Source organism: Limnospira platensis NIES-39 (genome assembly GCF_026000695.1).
In the GTDB taxonomy this organism is placed as follows: Bacteria; Cyanobacteriota; Cyanobacteriia; order Cyanobacteriales; family Microcoleaceae; genus Limnospira; species Limnospira platensis.
The window spans coordinates 6,559,252-6,583,844 of record NZ_AP026945.1 but is presented as its reverse complement, the minus strand read 5'-3'; the positions used below and the strand labels follow the sequence as shown (position 1 = coordinate 6,583,844).

The following is a 24,593-nucleotide window of genomic DNA, read 5'->3' as shown; positions in this document are numbered from 1 at the left end:
TGTTGATGCTAGGTGAGAAATCAAGGAGCGTCTAAATTGGAATCTAAGATTACCCCAGAGGGATGGTCGGAGACAGAGCCTTGGGGGTAAGTTAGTTGTTGTTCGGCTAGGCGTTTGGGTTCTAAATACAAGTTTTCCACTAAGGCTGCAATTCCCGCACACCAAGGGGGAACTATCAACGCCCCAATTAGCCCTAAAAGCTGCACCCCTGCTAACACTGATAAAAGCTGATATAGGGGGTGTACACCTACTGAAGACCCCACCAATAAGGGATCGAGAACGTAGGTTTCCAGGTTCTGCACGATTACATACAGTAGTAACACCCAAAAAAATAAAAATCCACCTTTGGCTAGGGCTACCACGAGGGCGGGAATTGCTCCTAAAATTGGACCTAGGAAGGGGATTAAATTGGTAAACCCGGCGATCGCACCCAAACCTAGAGCATAGTCTTTTAGCCCTAAAAATCCTAAACAGGTAGTAATGCTCACCCCTAATATGGCAGATACAATTAATCTGCCTCTAATATAACTGCCGATGCGACGACCTACGGGCACAGCTTGGGCGGCTAGGCGATCGTTCCACGGGTATGGGAACAATTGTACAAAACTTTTGACCAGAGTTTTGCTATCTGCTACCATATAGCCGGAGACGAATAGTGATAGAATCAGACTAAATACCCCTCCGACAATACCTCTGGTGATTCCGTAGGATCTGAGAATTAATTGCTGAGATGAGCGGATGACCCAGTTGGTCAGGGATTGGGTATCTACTAGGCGATCGATTAAGGCGGGGATATCTTCCCCCAGACTGCTGGCGATATTACTGACTAGATCGAGGCTGCGTTCGGCGAAAATTGGCAACTGGCGCACTAACAGGTTAATTTGATCAACGACACTCGGACCGATGATTAAACCTAATCCGGTAATGCCACCAATTAGGGTTAAATATACTACAATCACGGCTAACCAGCGGGGCATTTTCAGGGATTGCGCCCAGTTAACTAAGGGAATGATGGAGGCTGCTAATACCACCGAAATCATGATCAGGATAATTAATCCCTGAAGTTGCCATAATAAAACTAATAGTAAAACAGAACCAATAATCAAGGGAACATTGGAAACTGACAGGGTGATATGTCTTTCCTGTCTGGGAGGGTTTTGGTCGCTCATCTTGGCGGTTAATTGTGTGAGTTAATCACAGATAAGGGGTTGACAGTGTTTTGATTTTAGTAGATTTCTGAACTAGATCGGCACTGTCTGGGTGATTATTCTTGAGTCGCCCTAAATCCGGGAACTTTTGACGATCGATTCATGATCGATATAGTATCTACTAGCACTATTATATTTGAGAACCTATTTGGCTCTATGAGATTTCATTTGGAAGGATGGCCGTTTGCACCTAATTATTATGCGATCGCTACTTATTTTATCTTGAAAGAACTTTTGAGGCGATCACATTTACAGGTTTCCTATCAAGCCAATTCCTCAGCTAGTCGTGATTCTAACCCAATTATCGATCGCTTGCTGGGTCAATTGTCAATTCCTACCGCCGACCTCCCTGGGGATAGTAACTCAGCAGATATCAGTTTAAGGATTTCCCCAGAAGCTGATTTGACCCCCACTGATAGCCAAAAAACTGGGATTTTGACCGCCCCACAATGGGGAACCCTCCTCAATATTAGTCCCGAAAATGTGTCATTAGCCCCTAATATTACCCTAATTACCCCGACAATGTGGTGTAAGGATGGATTACTGCGCGGGGGTATTCCACCTCACCAGGTGGCTGTTATCCCCCCTGGAGTTGACAGGGAAATTTTCCACCCGTTAACCTCCCCAGACAGACAGCAATTGCGTAAATCTCTGGACTGGGACTATTATTTTGTGTTTATCCATGTTAGCAACCTGGAAAATACTGATGGTATTCGACCCCTCCTCAAAGCCTTTGCGGCGGTGGTGGAAGTTTACCCCCATGCTAGACTGATATTGAAAGGCTGCACCCCAAATGGCGAAAAATTACTCCTCGAAAGCAGTCAAGCTATTTTAACTGATGCGGAAGCTAGACGAGTACAGCCTAGGTTAGCCTACATTGGCGATAATTTACCTTTGGAGTCGGTGGCGAAATTGTATCAGGCGGCTGATGTTTATGTATCCCCTGATGTCGCACCGGGGTTAAATTTACCCATTTTAGAAGCGATCGCTTCTGGTCTTCCCGTCATTTATACTGAAGGTAGTCCCGCCCAAGAATGGACTCATCCTGATTTTGGCTGGGCTATTTCTAGCCAATTCCGAACTTTTGTGATTGACTATAAAACTCGGTTTTTGCTACACCCCAATTGGGAACATTTAGTTACTTTAATGCAACAGGCTATTGAACAGCCGCAAATGGGAACTATGGCGCGGGAGTTAGTCCCCCAGTTTGTCGCCCAAAGGTTCACCTGGAAACATACCGTTGACCGGATTTTAGAAGTTCTCAACCCCTCCCCCAAACCAGCGGCGGCGCGGGGGTCTAATATCGGCGGCGCTAACATCACTTCTCACCCCCATAAGCTGGTAGTCGAAGGTTGGCGATGGTTGCCCCATTCTTATGCTTTGATTAATAGCCATCAACTCCTAGAACTTCATCAGCGATCGCCCCTGCAACTATTCCATCGAGATATGCCCTATGTTACCGAAGATTGGAAGCCTAGCCGGGGTTTATTTACCCCTGATGAAGAGGCAATTTTGGGCAGTCTCCCTACACCCCCAGAAGACCTGAAAGCCGATGTGACTTTGAGGATGTATTGTCCGTTTAACTTGGCATCTTCTGACAGTAAGAAAACCTTTGTTTTTGGTTGTACAGAGTGGGGAATTTTGCCCCAAACTATTGTGCGAGGAATGGGGGTTAATTCTTTTCGGGAAGCTCATTTAAATTCTGATAGTATTATTGTCACCGCTTCCGAATGGTCTCGCCAAGGTTTTTTGAATAGTGGCGCGGTTCCTGAACGCCTGGCGATCGTACCTTTGGGATTTGACCCCAAGGTGCATTATCCCCTCAATGAAGAAGACCGCCATAGTCTCCGCCGAGAGTTGGGATGGAGTGATTATTTTGTGATTCTCAATATTGGGATTATGTGGAATGAACGTCAAGGAGTCGCTAGGCTTTTAAAAGCCTTTGCACAAATTGCTGAGAGTTATCCAGAAGCGCGGTTAGTTTTAAAAGGTAGAGATGCCATTTTTAAGTCCAAAGAATCCATTAAAGCCGCCAGTAAACAAGTCTTAACTGATGCCCAAATTGATTTAGTTAAACCCCGGATTAGTTATCTAGGCGATAATTTATCCGCCACCGAAATCGCCCGACTCTACAAGGCGGCTGATTTATATGTTTCTCCTTATTCGGCGGAAGGCTTTAATCTCCCAGTTTTGGAAGCCGTAGCCTGTGGAACTCCGGTTATCTGCACCAAAGGAGGCCCCACAGATGAGTTTACCAGAGAGGATTTTAGCTTTTATATTAATAGTCAGCTTAAATGTTTTCAAGATGCCGAAGGTGATACTAAGTTTTACTTAGAACCTGACTTTAATCATTTAGTTGAATTAATGGAAAATGCCCTGAAAAACCCGAATTTAAGGACTCAGAATAAATCGGCGGGCTGCGAATTTGTCAGGGCTAGATTTACTTGGTCAAAAGTATGCGATCGCCTATTAGAAGTGTTATTCTCATCTAGTAGTTGAGCCTGTTCTCAGCTTCTGCCCATCATTTCCTTGACAATTTTCGCCATTATATATACAATGGAAGATTGCCAATCAATTGTTTATGTAAAGATACTCGGTGAAATACTTCTTTCTCTCAGAAGGGTGGACAATTGGACGGATTTGGGGTATTGGGGGCTTGTGGGATGTGGCCACCCAGCGGCGACTTCCTGATCTGCAAAAACTAGATGTATGTGTGTCCAACGATACAGACACCGAAAAAATGTGGCTGTACCGAGTTGAAGATGAAGTTCTGATGCTAGAAGTCAAACCGCAATGGACAGAACACCCATCAACAGGTATCGGTCAAGTAGTTCTCACCCGTCTAATTACCGCTGACCAGGTTCTCGACCGTCTGGGAATAGCATCAACCGAGTGCCGAGTCCAGGGCGGTCTTTTTTAGGAAAGCCGCCCCCTCAGTGTAGAGATATTGGGTTTTGCTTGCAATTGGTTCTAATAATATATACAATTCTTTAACAAAATCTGCGAAAATTCTCAGCTTCTAGTTTTTGATAGAAGTAGGGGATGGATTGCGGTAACAAGTGTTGGTAGAATAAATCCAAAGTTTAGGACACCAACTGCAAACGCCAAAACCGAGCGTTAAAATCAAAAAACAGACAAACAACGAAGAATCTCATGGCTCATGGGAGGACATCGGAAGCCTGATTAGGGCAGAGTGTCTGTCTGAGCCGACGGTCAGACCTGATACTGGTTGATCCTAGTTAAGGCGATCGCGGTTCAAATAGCAGGCCTGGTTTGTAATCTCTCATTTAAACGTCTGTAATTCACATTCATTGATTCTAGGAGGAGCGTAGTCAATGGGACTACCCTGGTACCGCGTACATACAGTAGTTCTGAACGATCCAGGACGGCTGATTTCTGTACACCTAATGCACACTGCTCTTGTCGCAGGTTGGGCGGGCTCTATGGCCCTGTACGAATTGGCAGTTTTTGACCCATCAGACCCAGTTCTCAATCCCATGTGGCGTCAAGGTATGTTTGTCATGCCTTTTATGGCTCGTTTGGGTGTAACTCAATCCTGGGGTGGCTGGAGTCTAACTGGTGAAGTAGCCGATAATCCCGGAATTTGGTCTTTTGAAGGGGTAGCCGCTACCCATATCATCTTGTCAGGTCTATTATTCCTGGCAGCAGTTTGGCACTGGGTTTACTGGGATCTGGAACTGTTTACCGATCCTCGGACTGGTGAACCAGCCCTAGACCTACCCAAAATGTTCGGAATTCATTTATTCCTATCTGGTTTGCTTTGTTTTGGCTTCGGAGCCTTCCACCTCACGGGACTATTCGGACCGGGAATGTGGGTTTCTGACCCCTATGGATTGACGGGAAGTATACAACCTGTCGCTCCTTCCTGGGGGCCTGAAGGATTTAACCCCTTCAATGCTGGCGGTATTGCGGCTCACCATATTGCGGCCGGAATTGTTGGCATTATTGCCGGACTATTCCACCTGTCCGTCAGACCACCTCAGCGCCTATACAAAGCCCTGCGTATGGGAAATATCGAAACTGTACTATCTAGTAGTATCGCGGCGGTATTCTTTGCGGCTTTTGTGGTAGCTGGAACTATGTGGTATGGTTCGGCTGCAACTCCGATTGAACTGTTTGGACCTACCCGCTATCAGTGGGATCAGGGATATTTCCAACAGGAAATTCAGCGCCGGGTACAAAGCAGTATTGCTCAGGGTGACAGCCCCTCAGAAGCATGGTCTAAGATTCCTGAAAAACTGGCATTTTATGACTATGTTGGTAACAGTCCCGCTAAAGGCGGTTTGTTCCGCGTCGGTCCGATGAACAAGGGCGATGGTATTGCTCAAGGTTGGCTCGGACACCCAGTATTCACTGATGCAGAAGGTCGCGAATTAACTGTTCGTCGTCTTCCTAACTTCTTTGAAACCTTCCCCGTCATTCTGACTGATGCTGATGGCGTAATTCGCGCTGACATTCCTTTCCGTCGCGCGGAGTCTCGCTACAGCTTTGAGCAAACTGGGGTGACTGTTTCTTTATATGGTGGTGAACTCAATGGTAAAACCTTCACCGATCCCGCCTCTGTGAAGAAATATGCCCGCTTTGCTCAACAGGGTGAACCATTTGCCTTTGACCGGGAAACTCTCGGCTCTGATGGGGTATTTCGTACCAGTACCCGTGGCTGGTTTACTTTCGGTCACGCTTGCTTTGCTCTGCTTTTCTTCTTTGGTCATATTTGGCACGGTTCCCGCACCATCTTCCGAGATGTATTTGCTGGGGTGGAAGCTGACCTAGAAGAACAAGTTGAGTGGGGTAACTTCCAGAAAGTTGGAGACCAAACAACTCGTGTTCAAAAGACCGTCTAAGCAGACTTCTAATCACAGTTGTTGAGTAGTTGTCAGGACAGGTTCATGGGTATATCAAAACTTGTGGCAGCTTTCCTCAATGGTTGGCGATCGCCTAAGCTGAATATATCCGACCTGTCCTTTTTTTGGTGAAGCTCCGAAAAAACATCGCACCCCTCCCTATTCTCCTGGACTTCATAAATGGGGGATTAAGTTAGGGCAGGTTTTTCAGAGTGGCATCAAGACTGATAGACTGGTAGTTAACCCGGGATATGAGGAAACATTGACATGGAAAGTGTTGCATACATATTAGTTTTGACGCTGGCTCTCGGCGTGTTGTTCTTTGCCATTGCCTTCCGGGAACCCCCCCGCATTGGTAAATAACCCGCCAACAGCATAGGATTTTCTGATTCCAATTGGGTTGTAAGGGGTATGCTTCTTAGAACCCGATTGGATATGGCTTTCGTAAATCAATCAGCATCCATGGCAAAATCTGAGTTTAAAGGACGTATATTATGCAATGTCCCGTTTGCCAACATACCAGTACCCGTGTGTTAGAATCGCGATGGGCTGAATCACTGAAAAGCATCCGGCGACGGCGGGAATGTCTCAATTGTAAACACCGTTTTACCACTTATGAACGCATCGAGTTGGTTCCTTTAACGGTGATTAAGCGTGACGGACGGCGAGAATCTTTCGATGGTTCCAAATTGTTACGGGGTTTAGTTCGTGCCTGCGAAAAAACTGGCATCGCTTCTTCTGAACTAGAAACTATGATCGAAGACATAGAAGCAGAACTCCAACAGCGTGCCACCCGCGAGGTTTCCAGCCCAGAAATTAGTGAGCTTGTACTCGATCGCCTCAAACCCATAAGTGAAGTGGCTTATATTCGCTTCGCCTCAGTTTACCGAGAATTTCAGGGAATACAAGATTTCATAACCTCCCTAACTAATTGGGAATCGACACCCACAGTCAGCACCGAAACTGTTAACCCGCACAACCCGCACAACTCCAATCAAAGTAACTATGCCGACCCTAGCCCAGTGATGAGCTAGGATCTTCTCAGGTATGCTCAGGGCTGGGAAAATAGCCGACCGAAAAAGTTAGGGTTTGATGATGTTACTCGCCTAACCCTAGATATAATCTTACCACAAATATGCTTGAGTGCTACCCTTGATGCGGGTGATAATTTGGGTGGCGGTGTTCGCCCTATCAATCCTGATCGTGTACTTTTAACCTGAACAGATAAATCTGTTAAGGCGGGTAGGATGTTTAGTTGTCATCAACAACAGCCCATCGAGCCCATTAAACATCATAACAATTGCCAGGCAACCAATGACAAGGGATAAACGAGGACAGAAAATCGCTATTTTCGATAGTGGTGTGGGTGGTTTAACGGTTTTGAGGGAATTGTATCGGCAACTTCCCAATGAATCGATTTTGTATTTTGCGGATACGGCGCGACTACCTTACGGGACGCGATCGCCTGAAGAGATTGTGCAATTTGTCCGCGAAATTATTACTTGGGCAGTGGCTCAGGATGTTAAAATGGTGCTGATGGCTTGTAACACCAGTTCTGCCTTGGCTTTAGAAGTAGTTAGGTCTGAGTTTGACATACCGATTTTAGGCTTAATTTTACCGGGAGCCAGGGCTGCTATCAGCCAAGGTGAGCGGATCGGGGTAATTGCTACCCCAGCCACCGCCGCCAGCAATGCCTATCGTCAGGCGATTCAAGAAATCAACCCGGCTGTACAGGTTTGGCAGGTTGGTTGTCCGGCTTTTGTTCCGCTAATTGAACAAAATCGCATTCATGATCCTTGTACATTAGAGGCGGCGCGAGAATATTTAACCCCTTTGATACAACAGCGTATTGATACGCTCATCTATGGTTGCACCCACTATCCCCACTTAGCCCCAGTGTTGCGATCGCTATTACCGGCTGCGGTGAAATTAGTTGATCCAGCAGTGCATTTAGTGGAAGCAGTCGCCCAGGAATTAGAATTACTAGGACTACGCCATGGCGACCTACCGCGACCGACCCGTTTTTGTGTGAGTGGCTGTGCCGAACAGTTTGCTAATCTGTCGGTACAATGGCTAGGATATACTCCGGCTGTGGAGTCGATTACTTTACCAACCCTGACCTCTGGGACTGTGGAAACAGCAGTTTCAGTTAGCGATGGCATAATTAGTTAGACATTCCCCCCCACTGGGGGGGTTTTGAGTCTTTTAATTGTCGTTAAACTTGCGGAATGCTAGGGTGATGTTATGACCCCCAAAACCGAAGGAGTTAGATAAAGCCACGTCCACAGTTTGGCTGCGGCTGTGGTTAGGAACATAATCTAAATCACATTCAGGATCGGGATTTTCCAGGTTAATGGTAGGGGGAATGTGGTCATGGGCGATCGCCAATACCGCCGCCACTGCTTCAATACCCCCAGAACCTCCTAACAGGTGTCCGGTCATAGATTTAGTCGAACTAACCGCCACTTTATAGGCGTGTTCACCCAAAGCCGTTTTAATGGCTGCAGTTTCCGTCGGATCATTAGCGGGGGTGCTGGTTCCGTGAGCGTTAATATAGCTAATCTGATCAGGAGTTAATCCAGCATCTTTCATAGCCAAAGCGATCGCCTTAGCCGCTCCGACACCTCCGGGAACCGGGGAAGTCATATGATAAGCGTCGCAAGTCATACCATAGCCGACAATTTCGCCATAAATGCGAGCGCCGCGACTCAGGGCATACTCCAACTCTTCCAAAACCAGTATTCCGGTACCTTCACCCATAACAAAGCCATCTCGTCCCACATCAAAAGGACGACAGGCATGGAGTGGGTCATCATTGCGAGTAGACAGGGCTCGTGCCGCCGCAAACCCTGCCACCGACAGGGGAGTTACAGCGGCTTCTGTACCGCCACATATCATCGCCTGAGCGTATCCTCGTTGAATTAGTCTAAAAGCATCTCCCACCGCATTAGACCCGGCTGCACAGGCCGTTACGGGGCAGCTATTAGGTCCTTTAGCGCCCGTATGTATAGCAGTGAGTCCAGCCGCCATGTTAGCGATCATCATGGGAATCATAAACGGGCTGCATCGGTCTGGGCCACGAGTTAAATAAACTTCCTGCTGATCCTCAAGAACTTTGAGTCCCCCAATGCCTGTACCAATCATGATTCCCACCTGGTCTGCATTCAGGTCATCAATTACTAATTCCGCATCAGCGATCGCCTGTTTACTCGCCGCCACTGCAAATTGAGCAAACCGATCCATGCGCTTGGCTTCTTTGCGCGAAATGTAGTCACAGGGATCAAATCCTTTCACCTCTCCAGCAATGCGACAATCATGGCGTGACGCATCGAATAAAGTGATCGGGCCGATTCCATTTCGCCCAGCTAACAACCCCTCCCAATACTCAGTAATCGTATTACCAATGGGAGTAATTGCTCCGAGACCTGTAACAACAACGCGCTTGCGGTTCATATCAGTCATGACTTTTCTATCAGAAGTTAACCACCCAGAATGCAGAACACAGGCAAATCCTCCTAGGCGGAGGCTGTTACCTTACTATTAATAAAACTCACCGCGTCTTGGACTGTGGTAATTTTTTCGGCTTCTTCGTCCGGGATCTCGATGTCGAATTCCTCTTCCAATGCCATTACCAGTTCTACTGTATCTAACGAGTCTGCGCCCAAGTCATTGACAAAATTCGCTTCTGGTGTTACCTGTGCCGAATCAACTTCTAGTTGCTCGGCTACGATTTTCTTAACTGTTTCAAATGTATCTGAACTCATGGAATGTTTCCTCTATAGGATGCCGCGTATTCCATATTATCGGAAAGCGTAATCCCCGCGATCATCATTTTCTACTTTTGTGGTAGATTCTGCTCCTGGGGCTGAGGCAACCTTTATGGTTTCTTTAGGTATGCGATCGCTCCCTAGGGTAGATGATAGATTAACAGTGGGTGATTAGCCCGCAGTCATTTCATAAAAATATTGCTATGTCATCTTCCGTAAAACTCAGATATGCCTATTTTCCCGGTTGTGTCGCTCAAGGGGCTTGTCGGGAACTCTATGACTCAACCCAAGTCCTCACCCAAGCCCTGGGAATTGAATTAGTCGAGCTAAAAAAAGCCTCCTGTTGCGGTTCTGGGACTTTTAAAGAAGATTCTCAACTACTGGAGGATACTGTTAACGCCCGAAATATTGCCCTAGCCGAGGAGCTGAACTTACCTCTACTGACTCACTGTAGCACCTGTCAGGGCGTGATTGGTCGGGTTGATGAACGCCTGAAAGACTATCAGAATAATGATCCGGCTTATCTCGAAAAAGTTAACCAACTTCTGCAAAAAGAAAGCTGCACCCCCTACAAAGGCGCAACCGAGGTTAAACACTTATTATGGGCTTTGGTGGCTGATTATGGTTTAGCCGAAATTGAGCGCCAGGTGACTAAGAAGTTATCCGGTTTAAAATGTGCCGCTTTCTATGGCTGCTATCTCTTACGCGCCCAACATCAATTGATTTATGATGATCCTCATCAACCCGAGTCTATGGAAAATGTGTTTCGGGCGCTGGGGGCTACACCGATTTATTATCGGGGACGGACTCAGTGCTGTGGTTGGCCGATTTCTAGTTATGCTACCAATGAATCTTTCCAAATGGCTGGTAATCATATCGAAGAGGCGATCGCTGCTGGGGCTGATTGTATGGTAACACCCTGTCCTCTGTGTCATCTTAACCTAGACTCACGCCAACCGGAAATCGCTAAATATCTAGGGCGCGCGTTCAATTTACCCGTCCTCCACCTTCCCCAAATCATTGCCCTAGCCCTAGGTATCAGCCCCAAAGCCCTCGGTTTAGACAACCACATTGTCTCCACCACCCCCGTATTAGAGAAGATCATGAACAGTTGACAATTGATAATTCTGCCTCCCCCTAACGATAGGTGTGGTGAGGGGTAGTTTCTCCGGTGGTAGCGAGAAATTAACCAACTTCCCCCTTCCCTATTAGGTCCGCAAAATATTACAGAGTTTAAAGTTTTGTCGCCTTGTGTATCCTGAAAGGCAAACACTAAGCTAAAGTGATCGAAGATATACGATAATCCTGCTTTGAGCAAACCGTTTAATCTGCATCTATATGTAGATACGCGGCAAACCTGATATCTTTGGGAGAACTTATTCAATGTCTCATTCCGTCAAAATTTACGATACCTGTATTGGTTGCACCCAGTGTGTTCGCGCTTGTCCCTTGGATGTGCTAGAAATGGTACCCTGGGATGGCTGTAAAGCTGGTCAAATTGCTTCCTCTCCCCGTACCGAAGACTGCATCGGTTGTAAGCGGTGTGAGACTGCTTGTCCTACTGACTTCCTCAGCGTTCGGGTTTACCTCGGTGCTGAAACTACCCGCAGTATGGGTCTGGCTTACTAAAGTTGTTCCAATGGCAGTTACCCAAATCCTTTTGGGGTTCAAACTGCCTCCGCACCGTTTCACGGATTCATCATAAATGTCGGGCAGAATACCCCATCCTTCTCACAATTGAGGGGGGGGATAAATGCCCGACTAATATACTAAATTCGATATAAACATATACAAAACTTCACTTTTTAGATGTAGGTTGGGTGTAGGGCAGCGAAACCCAACAAGAAGTCTGTCCGGTGGAGGTGTAGGTTGGGTGTAGGGCAGCGAAACCCAACAAGAAGTCTGTCCGGTGGAGGTGTAGGTTGGGTGTAGGGCAGCGAAACCCAACAAGAAGTCTGTCCGGTGGAGGTGTAGGTTGGGTGTAGGGCAGCGAAACCCAACAAGAAGTCTGTCCGGTGGAGGTGTAGGTTGGGTGTAGGGCAGCGAAACCCAACAAGAAGTCTGTCCGGTGGAGGTGTAGGTTGGGTGTAGGGCAGCGAAACCCAACAAGAAGTCTGTCCGGTGGAGGTGTAGGTTGGGTGTAGGGCAGCGAAACCCAACAAGAAGTCTGTCCGGTGGAGGTGTAGGTTGGGTGTAGGGCAGCGAAACCCAACAAGAAGTCTGTCCGGTGGAGGTGTAGGTTGGGTGTAGGGCAGCGAAACCCAACAAGAAGTCTGTCCGGTGGAGGTGTAGGTTGGGTGTAGGGCAGCGAAACCCAACAAGAAGTCTGTCCGGTGGAGGTGTAGGTTGGGTGTAGGGCAGCGAAACCCAACAAAGGCAGTTGTAGGTTGGGTGGAGTGAAACGCAACCCAACAAAGGCAGTTGTAGGTTGGGTGTAGGGCAGCGAAACCCAACAAAGGCAGTTGTAGGTTGGGTGTAGGGCAGCGAAACCCAACAAGAAGTCTGTCCGGTGGAGGTGTAGGTTGGGTGTAGGGCAGCGAAACCCAACAAAGGCAGTTGTAGGTTGGGTGTAGGGCAGCGAAACCCAACAAAGGCAGTTGTAGGTTGGGTGTAGGGCAGCGAAACCCAACAAAGGCAGTTGTAGGTTGGGTGGAGTGAAACGCAACCCCAAAATAGGGGTTTGTATTTAGGTTGAACGAGAGTAGAACCCAACGGGTCGGTTAAGCTATTCAGACACCAACTGAAATTATGGAATATCGAAGAGCTAAAATAGAAGGTGGCACATACTTTTTTACGGTCGTAACAGACAAGAGGCGAAAGTTTTTGTGCTTTCCGGAAAATATCTTATTGTTAAGACAGGCTTTCCGAGAAGTGATGGCGGAATATCCTTTCGATATAAATGCCTGCGTTATATTACCGAACCATATACACTGCTTATGGACTTTACCAGAAGGCGATCGCGATTTTTCTAATCGGTGGCGTTTGCTGAAAAACTATTTTAGCAGAAAATGCGATCGCCAATATCACGGTCAAATTTCGGCATCCCAACAACAGAAAAAAGAGAAAGCCATTTGGCAACGTCGTTTTTGGGAACATTGCATTGTGGATGAAACCGATTTTATTAATCATGTTGAATACATTCATTATAACCCCGTTAAGCATGGTTTGGTAAAAGCCCCAAAGGATTGGCAATATTCGAGTTTTTTAAAGTATGTTCGTCAGGGTATTTACGATATTAATTGGGGTGCAGAAACCGACATTGTATTTGATGAGAATGTCGGACGGGAATAACCGGGAATGAATTTTATTTAGTACGGGTTCCTTGTTGGGTTCCGCTGGGGCTTCACCCAACCCAACAGTTCCTTGTTGGGTTCCGCTGACGCTTCACCCAACCTACGGGTTCAATAAGTAGGTTGGGTGCAACCCAACAGTTCCTTGTTGGGTTCCGCTGACGCTTCACCCAACCTACGGGTTCAATAAGTAGGTTGGGTGCAACCCAACAGTTCCTTGTTGGGTTCTGCTGACGCTTCACCCAACCTACGGGTTCAATAAGTAGGTTGGGTGCAACCCAACAGTTCCTTGTTGGGTTCCGCTGACGCTTTACCCAACCTACGGGTTCAATAAGTAGGTTGGGTGCAACCCAACAGTTCCTTGTTGGGTTCCGCTGACGCTTTACCCAACCTACGGGTTCAATAAGTAGGTTGGGTGCAACCCAACAGTTCCTTGTTGGGTTCCGCTGACGCTTTACCCAACCTACGGGTTCAATAAGTAGGTTGGGTGCAACCCAACAGTTCCTTGTTGGGTTCCGCTGACGCTTTACCCAACCTACGGGTTCAATAAGTAGGTTGGGTGCAACCCAACAGTTCCTTGTTGGGTTCCGCTGACGCTTTACCCAACCTACGGGTTCAATAAGTAGGTTGGGTGCAACCCAACAGTTCCTTGTTGGGTTCCGCTGACGCTTTACCCAACCTACGGGTTCAATAAGTAGGTTGGGTGCAACCCAACAGTTCCTTGTTGGGTTCCGCTGACGCTTTACCCAACCTACGGGTTCAATAAGTAGGTTGGGTGCAACCCAACAGTTCCTTGTTGGGTTCTGCTGACGCTTCACCCAACCTACGGGTTCAATAAGTAGGTTGGGTGCAACCCAACAGTTCCTTGTTGGGTTCCGCTGACGCTTCACCCAACCTACGGGTTCAATGAGTAGTTCAATGAGTAGGTTGGGTGCAACCCAACAGTTCCTTGTTGGGTTCCGCTGACGCTTCACCCAACCCAACAGTTCCTTGTTGGGTTCCGCTGACGCTTCACCCAACCTACGGGTTCAATAAGTAGGTTGGGTGCAACCCAACAGTTCCTTGTTGGGTTCCGCTGACGCTTCACCCAACCTACGGGTTCTCCAACAATTATGCTATAATTACCCCGAACCCCAATGATCTAAGTTTGAGGAGTACCAAATACTAATGTGTGGAATTGTTGGTTACATCGGCACTCAAACCGCTACAGATGTTTTGATGTCTGGATTGGAAAAACTGGAGTATCGGGGTTATGACTCGGCTGGACTCGCTACGGTCTGGGAAGGTAAAATTAATTATATTCGGGCTAAGGGTAAACTCTATAATCTACGCGATAAGTTAAGCCAGGTGGAAATGCCTGCCCAAATTGGTATTGGTCACACCCGCTGGGCTACCCATGGGAAACCAGAAGAATATAACGCTCACCCACAATTAGACCCCCATGGACGGGTGGCGGTGGTTCAAAATGGCATTATTGAAAATTATCGGGAACTGCGGGAAGAGTTGAAGGGAAAGGGATATGAGTTTAAATCTGATACGGATACGGAGGTAATTCCTCATCTGATTTCTGAGTTTTTATCACATCTATCTAAGCCGGAAACGGGTTCCCCTTCGGTTTTTTTTGAGGCGGTGCGTCTCGCGGTTAAGCGTTTGGATGGGGCTTTTGCGATCGCTGTTTTATGTGCAGACTATCCCAATGAGTTAATTGTCGCCCGCCAACAAGCACCCCTTTCCATTGGCTTAGGACAAGGAGAATTTTTCTGCGCTTCTGATACTCCCGCTTTAGTTCCCTATACCCAAGCTGTTCTCAGCTTAGATAACGGGGAAATGGCTCGTTTGACTCCTTTAGGGGTGGAGGTTTACAGTTTTGAGGGTGAACGTCTTAATAAAAAGCCCCGTATTCTTAACTGGAGTCCGACTCTGGTAGAAAAGCAAGTCTTTAAGCATTTTATGCTCAAAGAAATCCACGAACAACCAGGGGTGGTGCGAGACTGTCTCAATGCCTATATTCACGATGATTGGCAGGTTCCTGAGCCTAGCAAAACCTCCAAATCTCCCAGTGTTAATAGTGGTGATTCTCCGATTAATTTGAACCTCCCTAATGCTTTATGTGAGGGTGTGGAACAGGTGCAAATATTGGCTTGTGGTACAAGTTGGCACGCTAGTTTGGTGGGGAAATATCTATTAGAACAGTTGGCGGATTTACCAACAACTGTGCAATATGCTTCTGAGGCTCGTTATTCGCCAATTCCACTGCGACCTAATACCATGACTATTGGGGTTACTCAGTCGGGAGAAACTGCTGATACTTTGGCGGCGTTGGCTATGGAACAGCAACGCAGAATCAATGCTGGGGCGGCGTTTGCTCCCCGTTTATTAGGCATTACTAATCGCCCGGAAAGTTCTTTAGGTCAAATGGTTCCACATTTGATTGATACCAGGGCGGGTATTGAAATTGGGGTGGCGGCTACTAAAACTTTTTTGGCTCAATTAATAGCTTTTTATTTGTTGGCTTTGGATTTGGCTTGGCGACGGCAGACTTTATCGATACCTCGCATTCAGGAAATTATTAAAGGTTTGCGACAAATTCCTTCTCAAATTGAGTTGATTCTGGGCAATCATGAACAGGATATTGGGGAACTTTCCCATGATTTTAGTGATACTCAGGATTTTATTTTCTTGGGTCGGGGAATTAATTTTCCCATCGCGTTGGAGGGTGCTTTAAAACTCAAGGAAATCAGCTACATTCACGCGGAAGGATATCCGGCGGGAGAGATGAAACACGGTCCGATCGCTCTTTTGGATGATAAGGTTCCGGTAGTGGCGATCGCTATGCCTGGTATGGTTTATGAAAAGGTGATTTCTAATGCTCAGGAAGCTAAAGCCAGGGATGCTAGATTAATTGGAGTCACACCTAAAACCAGCGGGGAGTCAGCCGAGATTTTTGATGATTTATTATCAGTGCCGGAAGTGGATGAGTTATTATCACCCATTCTCACAGTTATTCCCCTGCAATTGTTAGCTTACCACATAGCGGCACGACGGGGCTTAGATGTAGACCAACCTCGCAACCTCGCTAAGTCGGTGACAGTGGAATAATAGATAACGATTTATGGTAAAATTAACCGATAGCAGCCTGTGAGTTAGATTCAAATAAAATCGCTTGTTGAATTTGCCAGGGTTGGCAGTTATAATCATCAGCAATATCCTCGATAGAGTCCCCGGCATCAAAAAGTTGAGTGACAATTTTGGTGGGAATGCCTGTTCCGGTGATGGTAGGTTTACCAAAGGAAATATTAGGATCTATGATTAAGACTTTATCCCGGAAGTTGTGGCTATGATCGTTGATCATAGGGAAGAGTCTGGAGGCGATTGAGGGCGTTGGATGAGGGGTAAGAAGTCTTGATCTCCTTTTTGGGTGGGGTAGCTGCGTCCATTGACCCATGTTTTGAGGGTAGGTAGGGGGATATGAAGATAGCGGGCAGTATCGGCTATCGTGTAAATAGGAACATGATAGAGATTTTGTTGAGTTAGCAGGGATGATGTTTTAACCATCGGTTGTGGGTATATTGCGGATTAGCGAAAATAGCAGGCTTGGCTAGAGTGACCATATTTTGAGATGATAGCGAATGGGTGAGGTAGGGAAGTGTACGCGGTTGGGATTAACTGTTCTTTTGCAGATAAGCCCTAAATTCGGCGGGTGGTAGAGGTTTACTAAATAGATATCCCTGACCATAATCACATCCTTGATTACAGAGAAAGTCGAGTTGGGCGCTGGTTTCAATGCCTTCTGCTACCACGACTAAGCCTAACCCATGAGCCATAGTAATCATGGTTTTGACTAGGGCGATCGCATCTTGATCATCAGGAAGGTCGGAAATAAATGATTTATCAATTTTCAAGACACTAAAAGGAAATCGCTTCAGATAACTGAGGGAGGAATAACCTGTGCCAAAATCATCGATCGCCAAACGAATTTTCAGGCTATGCAGTTGTTTAATTAAACTTTGCACTCCGGGAACTTCTGCCACTAGGGAACGTTCGGTTATTTCTAACTCTAAGCAATCACTACTCAGACCATTATTAGCGATCGCCTCTATAATCACATTCACCAGATTAGGAGTTCGTAACTGACGGGGAGACATATTCACCGCCACCCATAACCCGCTGTTTCCCTGTTGATGCCAAGTAGCCACCTCTTGACAGGCTTGTGATAAGATCCACTCTCCCAAATCTACAATTAACCGACTTTCTTCAGCAATAGCAATAAACTGGTCAGGTCTAATATTTCCTAGTTCCGGATTATACCAACGCATCAAAGCCTCAGCCCCAACAATTTGAGCAGTAGCCAGATGAATAAAAGGCTGATACACCACAGATAGTTCATCTCTGTTTATGGCATGACGAAGGTGATTTTCAATGATAATGCGACTTTGAGCCTCATCATTCATATTTTGGGTAAAAAATGCGAAAACATTACGACCTTCCTGCTTGGCTGCATACATACCCGTATCTGCATTTCTCACTAATGTACTGGCATTATTGCCATCTTGGGGATAACTAGCAATGCCAATACTGGCTGATATAAATGCTTCTTCACCGCACAAATTAAAGGGTTCACCCAATACACCTAAGACCTGAGTAGCAATATACTCAGCCTGTATCAGGTCATCTAAGTTGGGGATAATCACTAAAAACTCATCACCACCAAGTCGTCCTACTGTATCAGTTGTGCGGAGACATCCTTTCAATCTCATCCCCGCTTCTTTTAACAAAAAATCTCCCAATTCATGACCTAGGGTATCGTTAATATTTTTAAAGTGATCTAGGTCAATAAACATCACCGCTACGTTACTATGATTAACTTGAGCCTGGATAATTGCTTGTCGCAGTCTCTCAAAAACTAAAGTCCGGTTCGGTAGGTCTGTGAGAGCATCATAGTTAGCTTGATGGGCTAAAATTTCCTCATTATGTTTCTGTTGAGTAATATCTTCTTTAACTGCGATAAAGTGGGTAATATAACCTTCCTCATCTCGCATCGGACATATAGAAGCGTGTTCCCAGAAGAGTTCTCCGTTTTTTCTCTTATTGTGAAACTCCCCAGACCACTGCTTACCGGATGTAATCTGTTTCCATAACACATCATATTCTGGTTCTGTGGTGTAGCCAGATTTAAGGATGCGAGGATTTTGACCCATTACCTCTGCTGCTTTATATCCGGTGATTTCTTCAAATTTGGGGTTCACATACTGAATATCCCCCTCGGAGTCCGTAATCACAATGGAGACGGGACTTTGATCGCAAGCGCGGGAAAACATTTTCAGTTGATCTTCGGTTTTTTTGAAGTCAGTAATATCTGTTAATGATGCTAGATAGGCTGTTTCCTGTTCCCAAGAAATTTCTACTACTCGCATACGGACGATTTTTAGCTTACCATCATGTCTGAAGATTTCTAATTCGGTTGATTCTTTAGTCACTAAGGGAATACCTATCATTTCCCCTTCGAGTTCCCTGGCTTGGCGACCGAATAAAGCCTCGGCGGCGGGGTTAATGAATAGGGCGCGTCCTTGACAGTCTACTACTACTAAACCGTTGGTGCTGGTGCTGATGATGGTTCTCAGACGGGCTTCGCTTTCCCTTAGCGCGGCTTCCGCTGTGATGGAAGGGTTAGCGATTTGGTGACTGTCTATCTCTTGGATAATGCTGGTGATATGGGTGATTTTATTATGACGATCGCTCACTGGAGTCGATTGTTGGCTCACCCAGTGCATAGAACTATCTGGTTGTATAATTCGATAGTTCAATCTGTAATTCTGTTGAGTAAATAAAGATTGGCTATAGGTTTGCACCCAACTATATAGATCATCTATATAAATGTGGTTCAAAAAATCTTCAAAATTTATTGATACATTCTGCGGATTTTCCCCTAAAATATGATATAATTGATCCGATATAATCATTTCTCCGGTGTTCATATTTAAACACCAACTTCCCGTTTTGGTCAGGGCTTGAACTTCCTCTAGGTGCTGCTGCTGTAGCTGCTGTCGTTCGGCTTTCCGGTGACGCAGGGTAATATCTTCACAGATGGCGATCGCTCTTAAATCCCCCCAGTCTTGACTATCCATTGGGTAGAGTTTCAGGCAAAACCATTGGGTGATATCATCTTTGGCGATCGCAATTTCTTCGACTATTTCTGATTGATTAGTAGCAGCTTGAGGCGATCGCTTTCTCAGCCAGGTGTCAATTTCTGAGGGTATTTCCGAATTGACCACTAAGGTTTCATGGGCTTTCCTATTGCCAAAAATAACTTGATGTTCTTGATTAAGTACGAGTATGGGGATATTAATAGCATTAAAAATTCTCTGGATTTCGCTGGCTTTAATATGATTAATATTGTCGTGGAGACTCCCATCAAAATATTGGTCAATAATAGTCTGATATTTACGCTGTTTTTCTTGGGCGAAAATTTGCCGGTCAAAGGCTGTAAAGAAATCCCCGACTACTTGGGCAAATAGCTGTTCCTGTTCGACTCTAAATTCTCCTAACTTAATCAGATTTAAATAGCATTGTCTATATTGTTGGAGAGTTTCCACCATTTCGGCGGCGGAGATATCCGTATTGGCTTCCGGTGACAGAGCGATCGCACTTATTCCCCCCAGCGCCTGTAAATGTTCTTCCATATCAGAAACTAAATATTCTGGGGTGAGATCTGCAGTCATCTCAATTAATAGTAGGGAAATGCGGGAAGTTAAACCCTGCACGGAGCGTAAATGAGTTACAATTGATGGTTTAGTCGTCTGACCCCAACACTGGAGTAACTGCATTACCATCCATTCTTGATGGCTAACAATCAGTCTGTGTAGGGGTTCCACTAAACTCGCTCCTAATTGTCCTGAAGCGATCGCATAACGTCCGCGCTGAGGAATTGATGTTTTCATAAGTTCATACTTCAAGCTAATTTTATCCCATCTCCAATCCTTCCTAAAATCGAGAATTTATCATCATAAAATACCTCCCGATATATACTTATTAAGCCCTAGCAGTAATACTGATTGTTCTAAGTTTTGCTTGAATAATCGGTGATCCCTATCTACCCCAAGACAACATATATCTGGTCAATGGCCAGATACTGCACCCAAATCAGTAGACCTGACATAGCATTCAGATCTATCTTATCCTATTTTGATAACAGTTAGAATTTCCAGCAAATGGACTGCCTAAAGCCTAATTGATGCTTTGGCTGCGGTTAAAATTTAATAAAAATTTAACAGTGCTTAATATTTATTCATATAGCCTTTCGGATTAACCTAGGCTACAGCCACTCACCCCAAACCCCTCACCCAAAAAGGGAGAGGGGCTTTAGACTGTGCTGGACAGAGCTGAAATCTGCTATATATCATGTAAGGGCGATGATCGCCTGGGGGCGCGCCTCTGCAGTGAGCCACGCCAAACACCAGCCAATTTTATCAACCCGCCCCCGGAACCCGCCCTCTGGGGAGAGGGCAAAGTAATCGTCCTATCCTACATCATAGAAACACTCAGGTTGTAAGGAGTTTGATTACCCTGACTAAATACCCGGGCTACATAAGTACCAGGTTCTAAGAATTGTTGAATCTCCTCGTCTTGGCTGCCAGGATTTCTCGAACTACCAAGGAGCCTTGTACGGTCATTATTGAGTAACTCGAATAATTCCAGGTTAGCATTAGCCCGGAGACCGTCGAGACCCACAGTGACAAAACCAGATGACTGTACAGTGAAATTGTAATAGTCGTCAGTGTCAACCCTACCACCTTCGGTATAGCCAATCAGACCGCGTTGGCTGAACGAACCGCCTTCGGTGAGTGGATCGAGAGGTTGTCCCGGTGGCGTGTCGTCGATGTTGCCTGCAATCGGACTCGCAGCCATATTGATTTCGTAGGGGGTGCTTGCTGCCCCCCTGGGGAAGACCCGCACAAAATAGTCGCCCGGATCTAAGATTGTGTTGATGTTTTCATTGTTATTCCCCGGTTTAGCAGAACGTTGAAGCACATCACGACCGTCGCTGCCTATTAACTCTAGGTCGGCGTTAGCCCTCAAGCCCGTCAGGTTAATATCAACGCTACTGCGCTCATCAAGGGTGAACTTGCGATAGTCGTTAACATCCCGATAACTGTTTTCTGGGAAACCGATCCGGTCTGTGTCCCTGTAGTCCGTCAGCAAACCGATATTGTTAACCCTTTCGGGGGGTTGACCATCAGGATCTACTGCCACCCCCAAATCGGCAATCTTCAGGGTGTACTCACCACGGGCGCTACCTTGGGGCCGAACGGCTACATAATAAGTGCCGGGGTCTAAATCTTGTTCGATTTTTTCGTCCCTTGTTCCTGGGTTGCGAGATTCAAACATCACGCTACCAGAACTATCTAGTAATTCCAGATTGATATTATCGCTCAGGTTTTCTAGGCCGATCGCCAGGGATTTGGCTTCGTTAAGCCGGAAGCCATAGTAGTCTACCTGGTCGCGACGGCTACCTGTGCCGAAACCTACTCTATCAATCTTACTGTAATCTTCAGTTAGCACTCCCAAATCATTGAACAAAGAAGAACCAGGTACAGGACCACCATCTGGGTCTACCGAGTCGGTTATCGCCATAATATCCAGGTTATAGACTGTTCTGGCATTACCCACGGGAACCACATCCAGATAATAGGTTCCGGCTCGGAGTTCTTGGCTAATCTGTTCTGCTTGGTTGCCGGGATTGGTTGAGTCAAACAACAGACTACCGTTGGTCTCTTTTAGCTGAATATCGGCATTTCCTCGCAGTCCGGTTAGGGAAATATCAACTTCAGCTTCACTCTCAAGAGTGAACTCATAGCGATCGATGGTGTTACGAATACCGCTTTCAGTAAAACCAATGCGATCGCTGTTGGTGTAACCCTCCTCTAGGGACAACAGGTTACCCACATCTAACTTCCCAAGCGCGTCGATGGTATCAGTATTGATACTTAGTCGGTATTCGCTGCGAGCATTGCCATTGGGGAATACTTGCACATAGTAAACACCAGCATCTAAGAAATCGCTAATATTTTCGTTAGCACGACCCTTTTTATCTGCTGTTTGCAGAACGGTTTTACCATCACCGTCGTACAAACGCATATCGATGTTCTGACGCAAGCCAGTCAGGTTGATATCAACAAAACCATCTTTAGTTAGTTCAAAGCGTACCCAGTCTCGTTCGTCCCGACCGGAACGACCCAGAGTGAAACCTACACTGTTCCGAATCGAAGGGATGTCATCCCCTGGAACAACCTTACCGAAATCGAGAGCCTCTTCTGGAGTGGCATAGTCATCAATTTCAGCAATAGCTGCCGTGATACCCAACCTGTAGTTACTCCGGGCGTTGCCCACCGGGGTAACTTTTACATAGTAGGTTCCCGCTTCGAGTCCTTCTAGTTCAATTTTTTCAGCTTGGCGACCTGGGTTTGTACCCCGCTCTACTAACTCGCCGTCTTCATCGTAAATGTCTACATTAAGATTCGCTCTCAGTCGGTCTAGGGTCAAGTTAACATCGCTATCTACTGGCAGGGTGAAATTGTACCAGTCTTGAGTGTCCCGTCGCCGACCTGTACCGGAACCAACATTGCCAGTTTGGTTAACAGGGGTAGCTTGAGTAACTGGCCCCAAAGTGATACCAGGTTTGCTGTCGTCGTCTTCGATGATGCTAGGGTTAGCACTCATACCCAGGCGATATGGGGTTCTGGCGTTACCTACGGGGAACACCCGCACCACATAATCACCAGCTTCTAAATCCGTGCTAATTTTTTCAGCCTGGCGACCTGGGTTAGTGGACTGTTCGAGAATAGTTTCGCCATCTGCGTCTAGGAGTTGGACGTTAGCATTAGCCCTGAGGTCGTCCAGGGTCAGTAAGAATTCGCTATTTTCCGCGATACTAAATTTGAAGAAGTCTTGTGTGTCTCGGCTTTTACCCTGACCAAAGCCAATTCGGTCAACTTCGCTGACTCCTTCTGGTCCGATATTACCTAGGTTTTGGGCTGTAGCGATGGTGTCTTTGCCTTCTCCCATTGCTAAGGCTTCTGCACTTACCCCCAAGCGATAGCTAGTGCGATCGCTGCTGCTATTGGGAAAAACTCGGATATAGTAATCCCCTGCACCTAAGTTTTCCGTAATCTCTTCCGGGCGGCGACCCGGTTCAGTAGACCGGAATATTACCGTGCTACCATCCCCGTCCAAAATCTCAACGTTAGCATTGGCTCGCAGTTGGTCAAGAGTCAGGTTAACCTCGCTATCCTCGCTGATGCTGAACTTATAAAAATCTTGTGAGTTCAACACACCTTCTTCACGAAAGCCGATTCTGTCGTTGTTGCTGTATGGCCTGGGTCGTCCGTTGAGGTTGCCAATATCAATTACATCAGATCCTATTACGGAACCTAGGGTGACATTAACTGTGGTCTCGCCTAAACCCAACACTTCCAACGAAAGTCTATCGTCTTTGGCGCTGGGATTTTCAGTACCCAGTTCTACTGTGAAGGTGCGACTTTCCCCGTCTTTAACACGCTTATGTTGCACCGGGTTAATGCTTTGAACATAGCCATACTCATCACTCCTGGCTACCATTGTCAAGTCGCTTAATATTGTTTTTAAGCCACTGGTAACTACGTTGACTAGGTTGGAGCTATCGGACCTTAAAGTTTCTACCGTACCAAATCCCAATTGATCAACCAGTTGTCTATATTCCGATACAACATCCCTGGTTACGGCAAAAATAGGAATCACTCCCGTCTCTTCTAAAGCATTCCTGACTTGAGCAACGCTGGGATAGTCTTCTCCCGTACCTGCTGGTGTACCATCAAGAACTTTATCGCCATTATTGGCAGCGGTTATGCCTGCGGCTATTCCCACTCCTGCCTCATGATAGGGAGCATCTGTAGAAAGAACCACAATCCGCCGAGAATTATCGCGGTAGCCAACCTCTTCTTCCCGGAGAGCCACATGCATCAACCCCTCAAGTTGAGCTTCTGGAATGTCCCCGCCCCATCGAATTTCCAGTTCACCTATTGCGTTCTCGAAAGCAGGCAAAGAGTCCGTCAGCGGCAGGTGGGTTTGGTATACATAATCGGTGCTACCACCAAAAGGAGCAATGGGTTTGTCGATAAAGGAAGCCAAACCAAATTGAGTGTCTGGTTGGATGTTTTGCACCTGTTGAACTATTCGGGGAGCTAAACGCTGCATCACCGGCAAGTCATCCCAAAATGAACCCGAAAGATCGGTTAGGAAAACCAAATCTATCGGTGTTGTTTTGGCACTGCCTCTGGGTACTGTTGCCGTAATGTCAAAACTGACGTTATCTCCAGGTACAATAGTTACATCTACTAGGCTTGGATTTAAGGCTCCCCTGCCATCTACTCTCTTCGTGATTGTGCTTTTCCCGCTCATGGTTTTCTGTCCTTAGCTAAGTTGTGAGCA

General features: G+C 46.4%; 17 protein-coding genes. 10 read left to right on the top strand and 7 right to left on the bottom strand.

The features are described 5' to 3' along the window. Positions 1–20 precede the first annotated feature (20 nt). Positions 21–1,169, bottom strand: a complete 1,149-nt coding sequence (locus N39L_RS32175) for an AI-2E family transporter (protein ID WP_014277473.1) — start codon at positions 1,167–1,169, stop codon at positions 21–23. A 141-nt stretch (positions 1,170–1,310) separates the two neighbouring features. Here N39L_RS32175 and N39L_RS32170 point away from each other — a divergent pair, with 141 nt between their 5' ends. The 6 genes from N39L_RS32170 to murI all read left to right on the top strand — a co-directional run bounded on the left by N39L_RS32170 (position 1,311) and on the right by murI (position 8,245). Beyond that, positions 1,311–3,707, top strand: a complete 2,397-nt coding sequence (locus N39L_RS32170) for a glycosyltransferase (RefSeq protein ID WP_043468778.1) — start codon at positions 1,311–1,313, stop codon at positions 3,705–3,707. A gap of 97 nt (positions 3,708–3,804) precedes the next feature. Further along, positions 3,805–4,128, top strand: a complete 324-nt coding sequence (locus tag N39L_RS32165; RefSeq protein WP_006619123.1) for a hypothetical protein — start codon at positions 3,805–3,807, stop codon at positions 4,126–4,128. Positions 4,129–4,543: 415 nt separating this feature from the next. Beyond that, positions 4,544–6,073: a photosystem II chlorophyll-binding protein CP47 gene (gene psbB / locus N39L_RS32160; RefSeq protein ID WP_006619122.1), complete on the top strand. Its 1,530-nt coding sequence runs from the start codon at positions 4,544–4,546 to the stop codon at positions 6,071–6,073. A 267-nt stretch (positions 6,074–6,340) separates the two neighbouring features. Then, entirely contained in the window at positions 6,341–6,436 is a 96-nt protein-coding gene (locus tag N39L_RS32155) for a photosystem II reaction center protein T (protein WP_006619121.1), read from the top strand. A 131-nt stretch (positions 6,437–6,567) separates the two neighbouring features. Then, the gene (nrdR, locus tag N39L_RS32150; protein WP_006619120.1) at positions 6,568–7,107 is read left to right on the top strand and encodes a transcriptional regulator NrdR; all 540 of its coding nucleotides are present in this window, start codon (positions 6,568–6,570) and stop codon (positions 7,105–7,107) included. Between the two features lie 280 nt (positions 7,108–7,387). Next, positions 7,388–8,245 (top strand): glutamate racemase, encoded by an 858-nt coding sequence (gene murI / locus N39L_RS32145; protein WP_006619119.1) that lies wholly within the window; start codon positions 7,388–7,390, stop codon positions 8,243–8,245. 33 nt (positions 8,246–8,278) lie between these two features. Here the strand turns inward: murI and fabF are convergent, their stop codons facing one another. Together fabF and acpP are read right to left on the bottom strand one after the other, a co-directional pair. Then, complete coding sequence (gene fabF, locus N39L_RS32140; RefSeq protein ID WP_014277471.1) at positions 8,279–9,535, bottom strand: beta-ketoacyl-ACP synthase II; 1,257 nt, start codon at positions 9,533–9,535, stop codon at positions 8,279–8,281. A 53-nt stretch (positions 9,536–9,588) separates the two neighbouring features. Further along, a complete protein-coding gene (gene acpP, locus N39L_RS32135) occupies positions 9,589–9,837 on the bottom strand; it encodes an acyl carrier protein (protein ID WP_006616274.1) in 249 nt (82 codons plus the stop codon). A gap of 206 nt (positions 9,838–10,043) precedes the next feature. On the opposite strand from acpP, the gene N39L_RS32130 reads away from it, so the two are divergent. The 4 genes from N39L_RS32130 to glmS all read left to right on the top strand — a co-directional run bounded on the left by N39L_RS32130 (position 10,044) and on the right by glmS (position 16,229). Next, positions 10,044–10,955 carry a CoB--CoM heterodisulfide reductase iron-sulfur subunit B family protein gene (locus N39L_RS32130; protein ID WP_014277470.1) on the top strand — a complete coding sequence of 304 codons (912 nt, stop codon included), beginning with the start codon at positions 10,044–10,046 and terminating at the stop codon, positions 10,953–10,955. Between the two features lie 268 nt (positions 10,956–11,223). Then, complete coding sequence (gene psaC, locus N39L_RS32125; protein WP_006616272.1) at positions 11,224–11,469, top strand: photosystem I iron-sulfur center protein PsaC; 246 nt, start codon at positions 11,224–11,226, stop codon at positions 11,467–11,469. A gap of 1,119 nt (positions 11,470–12,588) precedes the next feature. Further along, on the top strand, positions 12,589–13,131 hold the full coding sequence (locus N39L_RS32120) for an REP-associated tyrosine transposase (protein WP_006615819.1): 543 nt from the start codon (positions 12,589–12,591) through the stop codon (positions 13,129–13,131). 1,166 nt (positions 13,132–14,297) lie between these two features. Then, complete coding sequence (gene glmS, locus N39L_RS32115; RefSeq protein ID WP_006619686.1) at positions 14,298–16,229, top strand: glutamine--fructose-6-phosphate transaminase (isomerizing); 1,932 nt, start codon at positions 14,298–14,300, stop codon at positions 16,227–16,229. 22 nt (positions 16,230–16,251) lie between these two features. On the opposite strand, the gene N39L_RS32110 is transcribed toward glmS, so the two are convergent. The 4 genes from N39L_RS32110 to N39L_RS32095 all read right to left on the bottom strand — a co-directional run bounded on the left by N39L_RS32110 (position 16,252) and on the right by N39L_RS32095 (position 24,563). After that, on the bottom strand, positions 16,252–16,482 hold the full coding sequence (locus N39L_RS32110; protein WP_014277467.1) for a DUF433 domain-containing protein: 231 nt from the start codon (positions 16,480–16,482) through the stop codon (positions 16,252–16,254). After that, complete coding sequence (locus N39L_RS32105; RefSeq protein ID WP_014277466.1) at positions 16,479–16,685, bottom strand: hypothetical protein; 207 nt, start codon at positions 16,683–16,685, stop codon at positions 16,479–16,481. Before N39L_RS32105 ends, N39L_RS32110 begins: the two co-directional genes overlap by 4 nt. Positions 16,686–16,792: 107 nt before the next feature. Then, entirely contained in the window at positions 16,793–20,068 is a 3,276-nt protein-coding gene (locus N39L_RS32100; RefSeq protein WP_014277465.1) for an EAL domain-containing protein, read from the bottom strand. 583 nt (positions 20,069–20,651) lie between these two features. Beyond that, on the bottom strand, positions 20,652–24,563 hold the full coding sequence (locus N39L_RS32095) for a pre-peptidase C-terminal domain-containing protein (RefSeq protein ID WP_043468771.1): 3,912 nt from the start codon (positions 24,561–24,563) through the stop codon (positions 20,652–20,654). Positions 24,564–24,593 lie beyond the last annotated feature (30 nt).

Excerpts from the sequence above, each read along its gene's own strand:
- N39L_RS32105 (WP_014277466.1), bottom strand. The coding sequence starts at position 16,685 with ATGGTTAAAACATCATCCCTGCTAACTCAACAAAATCTCTATCATGTT.
- N39L_RS32110 (WP_014277467.1), bottom strand. The coding sequence starts at position 16,482 with ATGATCAACGATCATAGCCACAACTTCCGGGATAAAGTCTTAATCATA.
- N39L_RS32130 (WP_014277470.1), top strand. The coding sequence starts at position 10,044 with ATGTCATCTTCCGTAAAACTCAGATATGCCTATTTTCCCGGTTGTGTC.
- acpP (WP_006616274.1), bottom strand. The coding sequence starts at position 9,837 with ATGAGTTCAGATACATTTGAAACAGTTAAGAAAATCGTAGCCGAGCAA.
- nrdR (WP_006619120.1), top strand. The coding sequence starts at position 6,568 with ATGCAATGTCCCGTTTGCCAACATACCAGTACCCGTGTGTTAGAATCG.
- N39L_RS32095 (WP_043468771.1), bottom strand. The coding sequence starts at position 24,563 with ATGAGCGGGAAAAGCACAATCACGAAGAGAGTAGATGGCAGGGGAGCC.
- N39L_RS32170 (WP_043468778.1), top strand. The coding sequence starts at position 1,311 with ATGATCGATATAGTATCTACTAGCACTATTATATTTGAGAACCTATTT.
- N39L_RS32100 (WP_014277465.1), bottom strand. The coding sequence starts at position 20,068 with ATGAAAACATCAATTCCTCAGCGCGGACGTTATGCGATCGCTTCAGGA.
- psaC (WP_006616272.1), top strand. The coding sequence starts at position 11,224 with ATGTCTCATTCCGTCAAAATTTACGATACCTGTATTGGTTGCACCCAG.
- N39L_RS32155 (WP_006619121.1), top strand. The coding sequence starts at position 6,341 with ATGGAAAGTGTTGCATACATATTAGTTTTGACGCTGGCTCTCGGCGTG.
- fabF (WP_014277471.1), bottom strand. The coding sequence starts at position 9,535 with ATGACTGATATGAACCGCAAGCGCGTTGTTGTTACAGGTCTCGGAGCA.
- psbB (WP_006619122.1), top strand. The coding sequence starts at position 4,544 with ATGGGACTACCCTGGTACCGCGTACATACAGTAGTTCTGAACGATCCA.
- murI (WP_006619119.1), top strand. The coding sequence starts at position 7,388 with ATGACAAGGGATAAACGAGGACAGAAAATCGCTATTTTCGATAGTGGT.
- N39L_RS32120 (WP_006615819.1), top strand. The coding sequence starts at position 12,589 with ATGGAATATCGAAGAGCTAAAATAGAAGGTGGCACATACTTTTTTACG.
- glmS (WP_006619686.1), top strand. The coding sequence starts at position 14,298 with ATGTGTGGAATTGTTGGTTACATCGGCACTCAAACCGCTACAGATGTT.
- N39L_RS32175 (WP_014277473.1), bottom strand. The coding sequence starts at position 1,169 with ATGAGCGACCAAAACCCTCCCAGACAGGAAAGACATATCACCCTGTCA.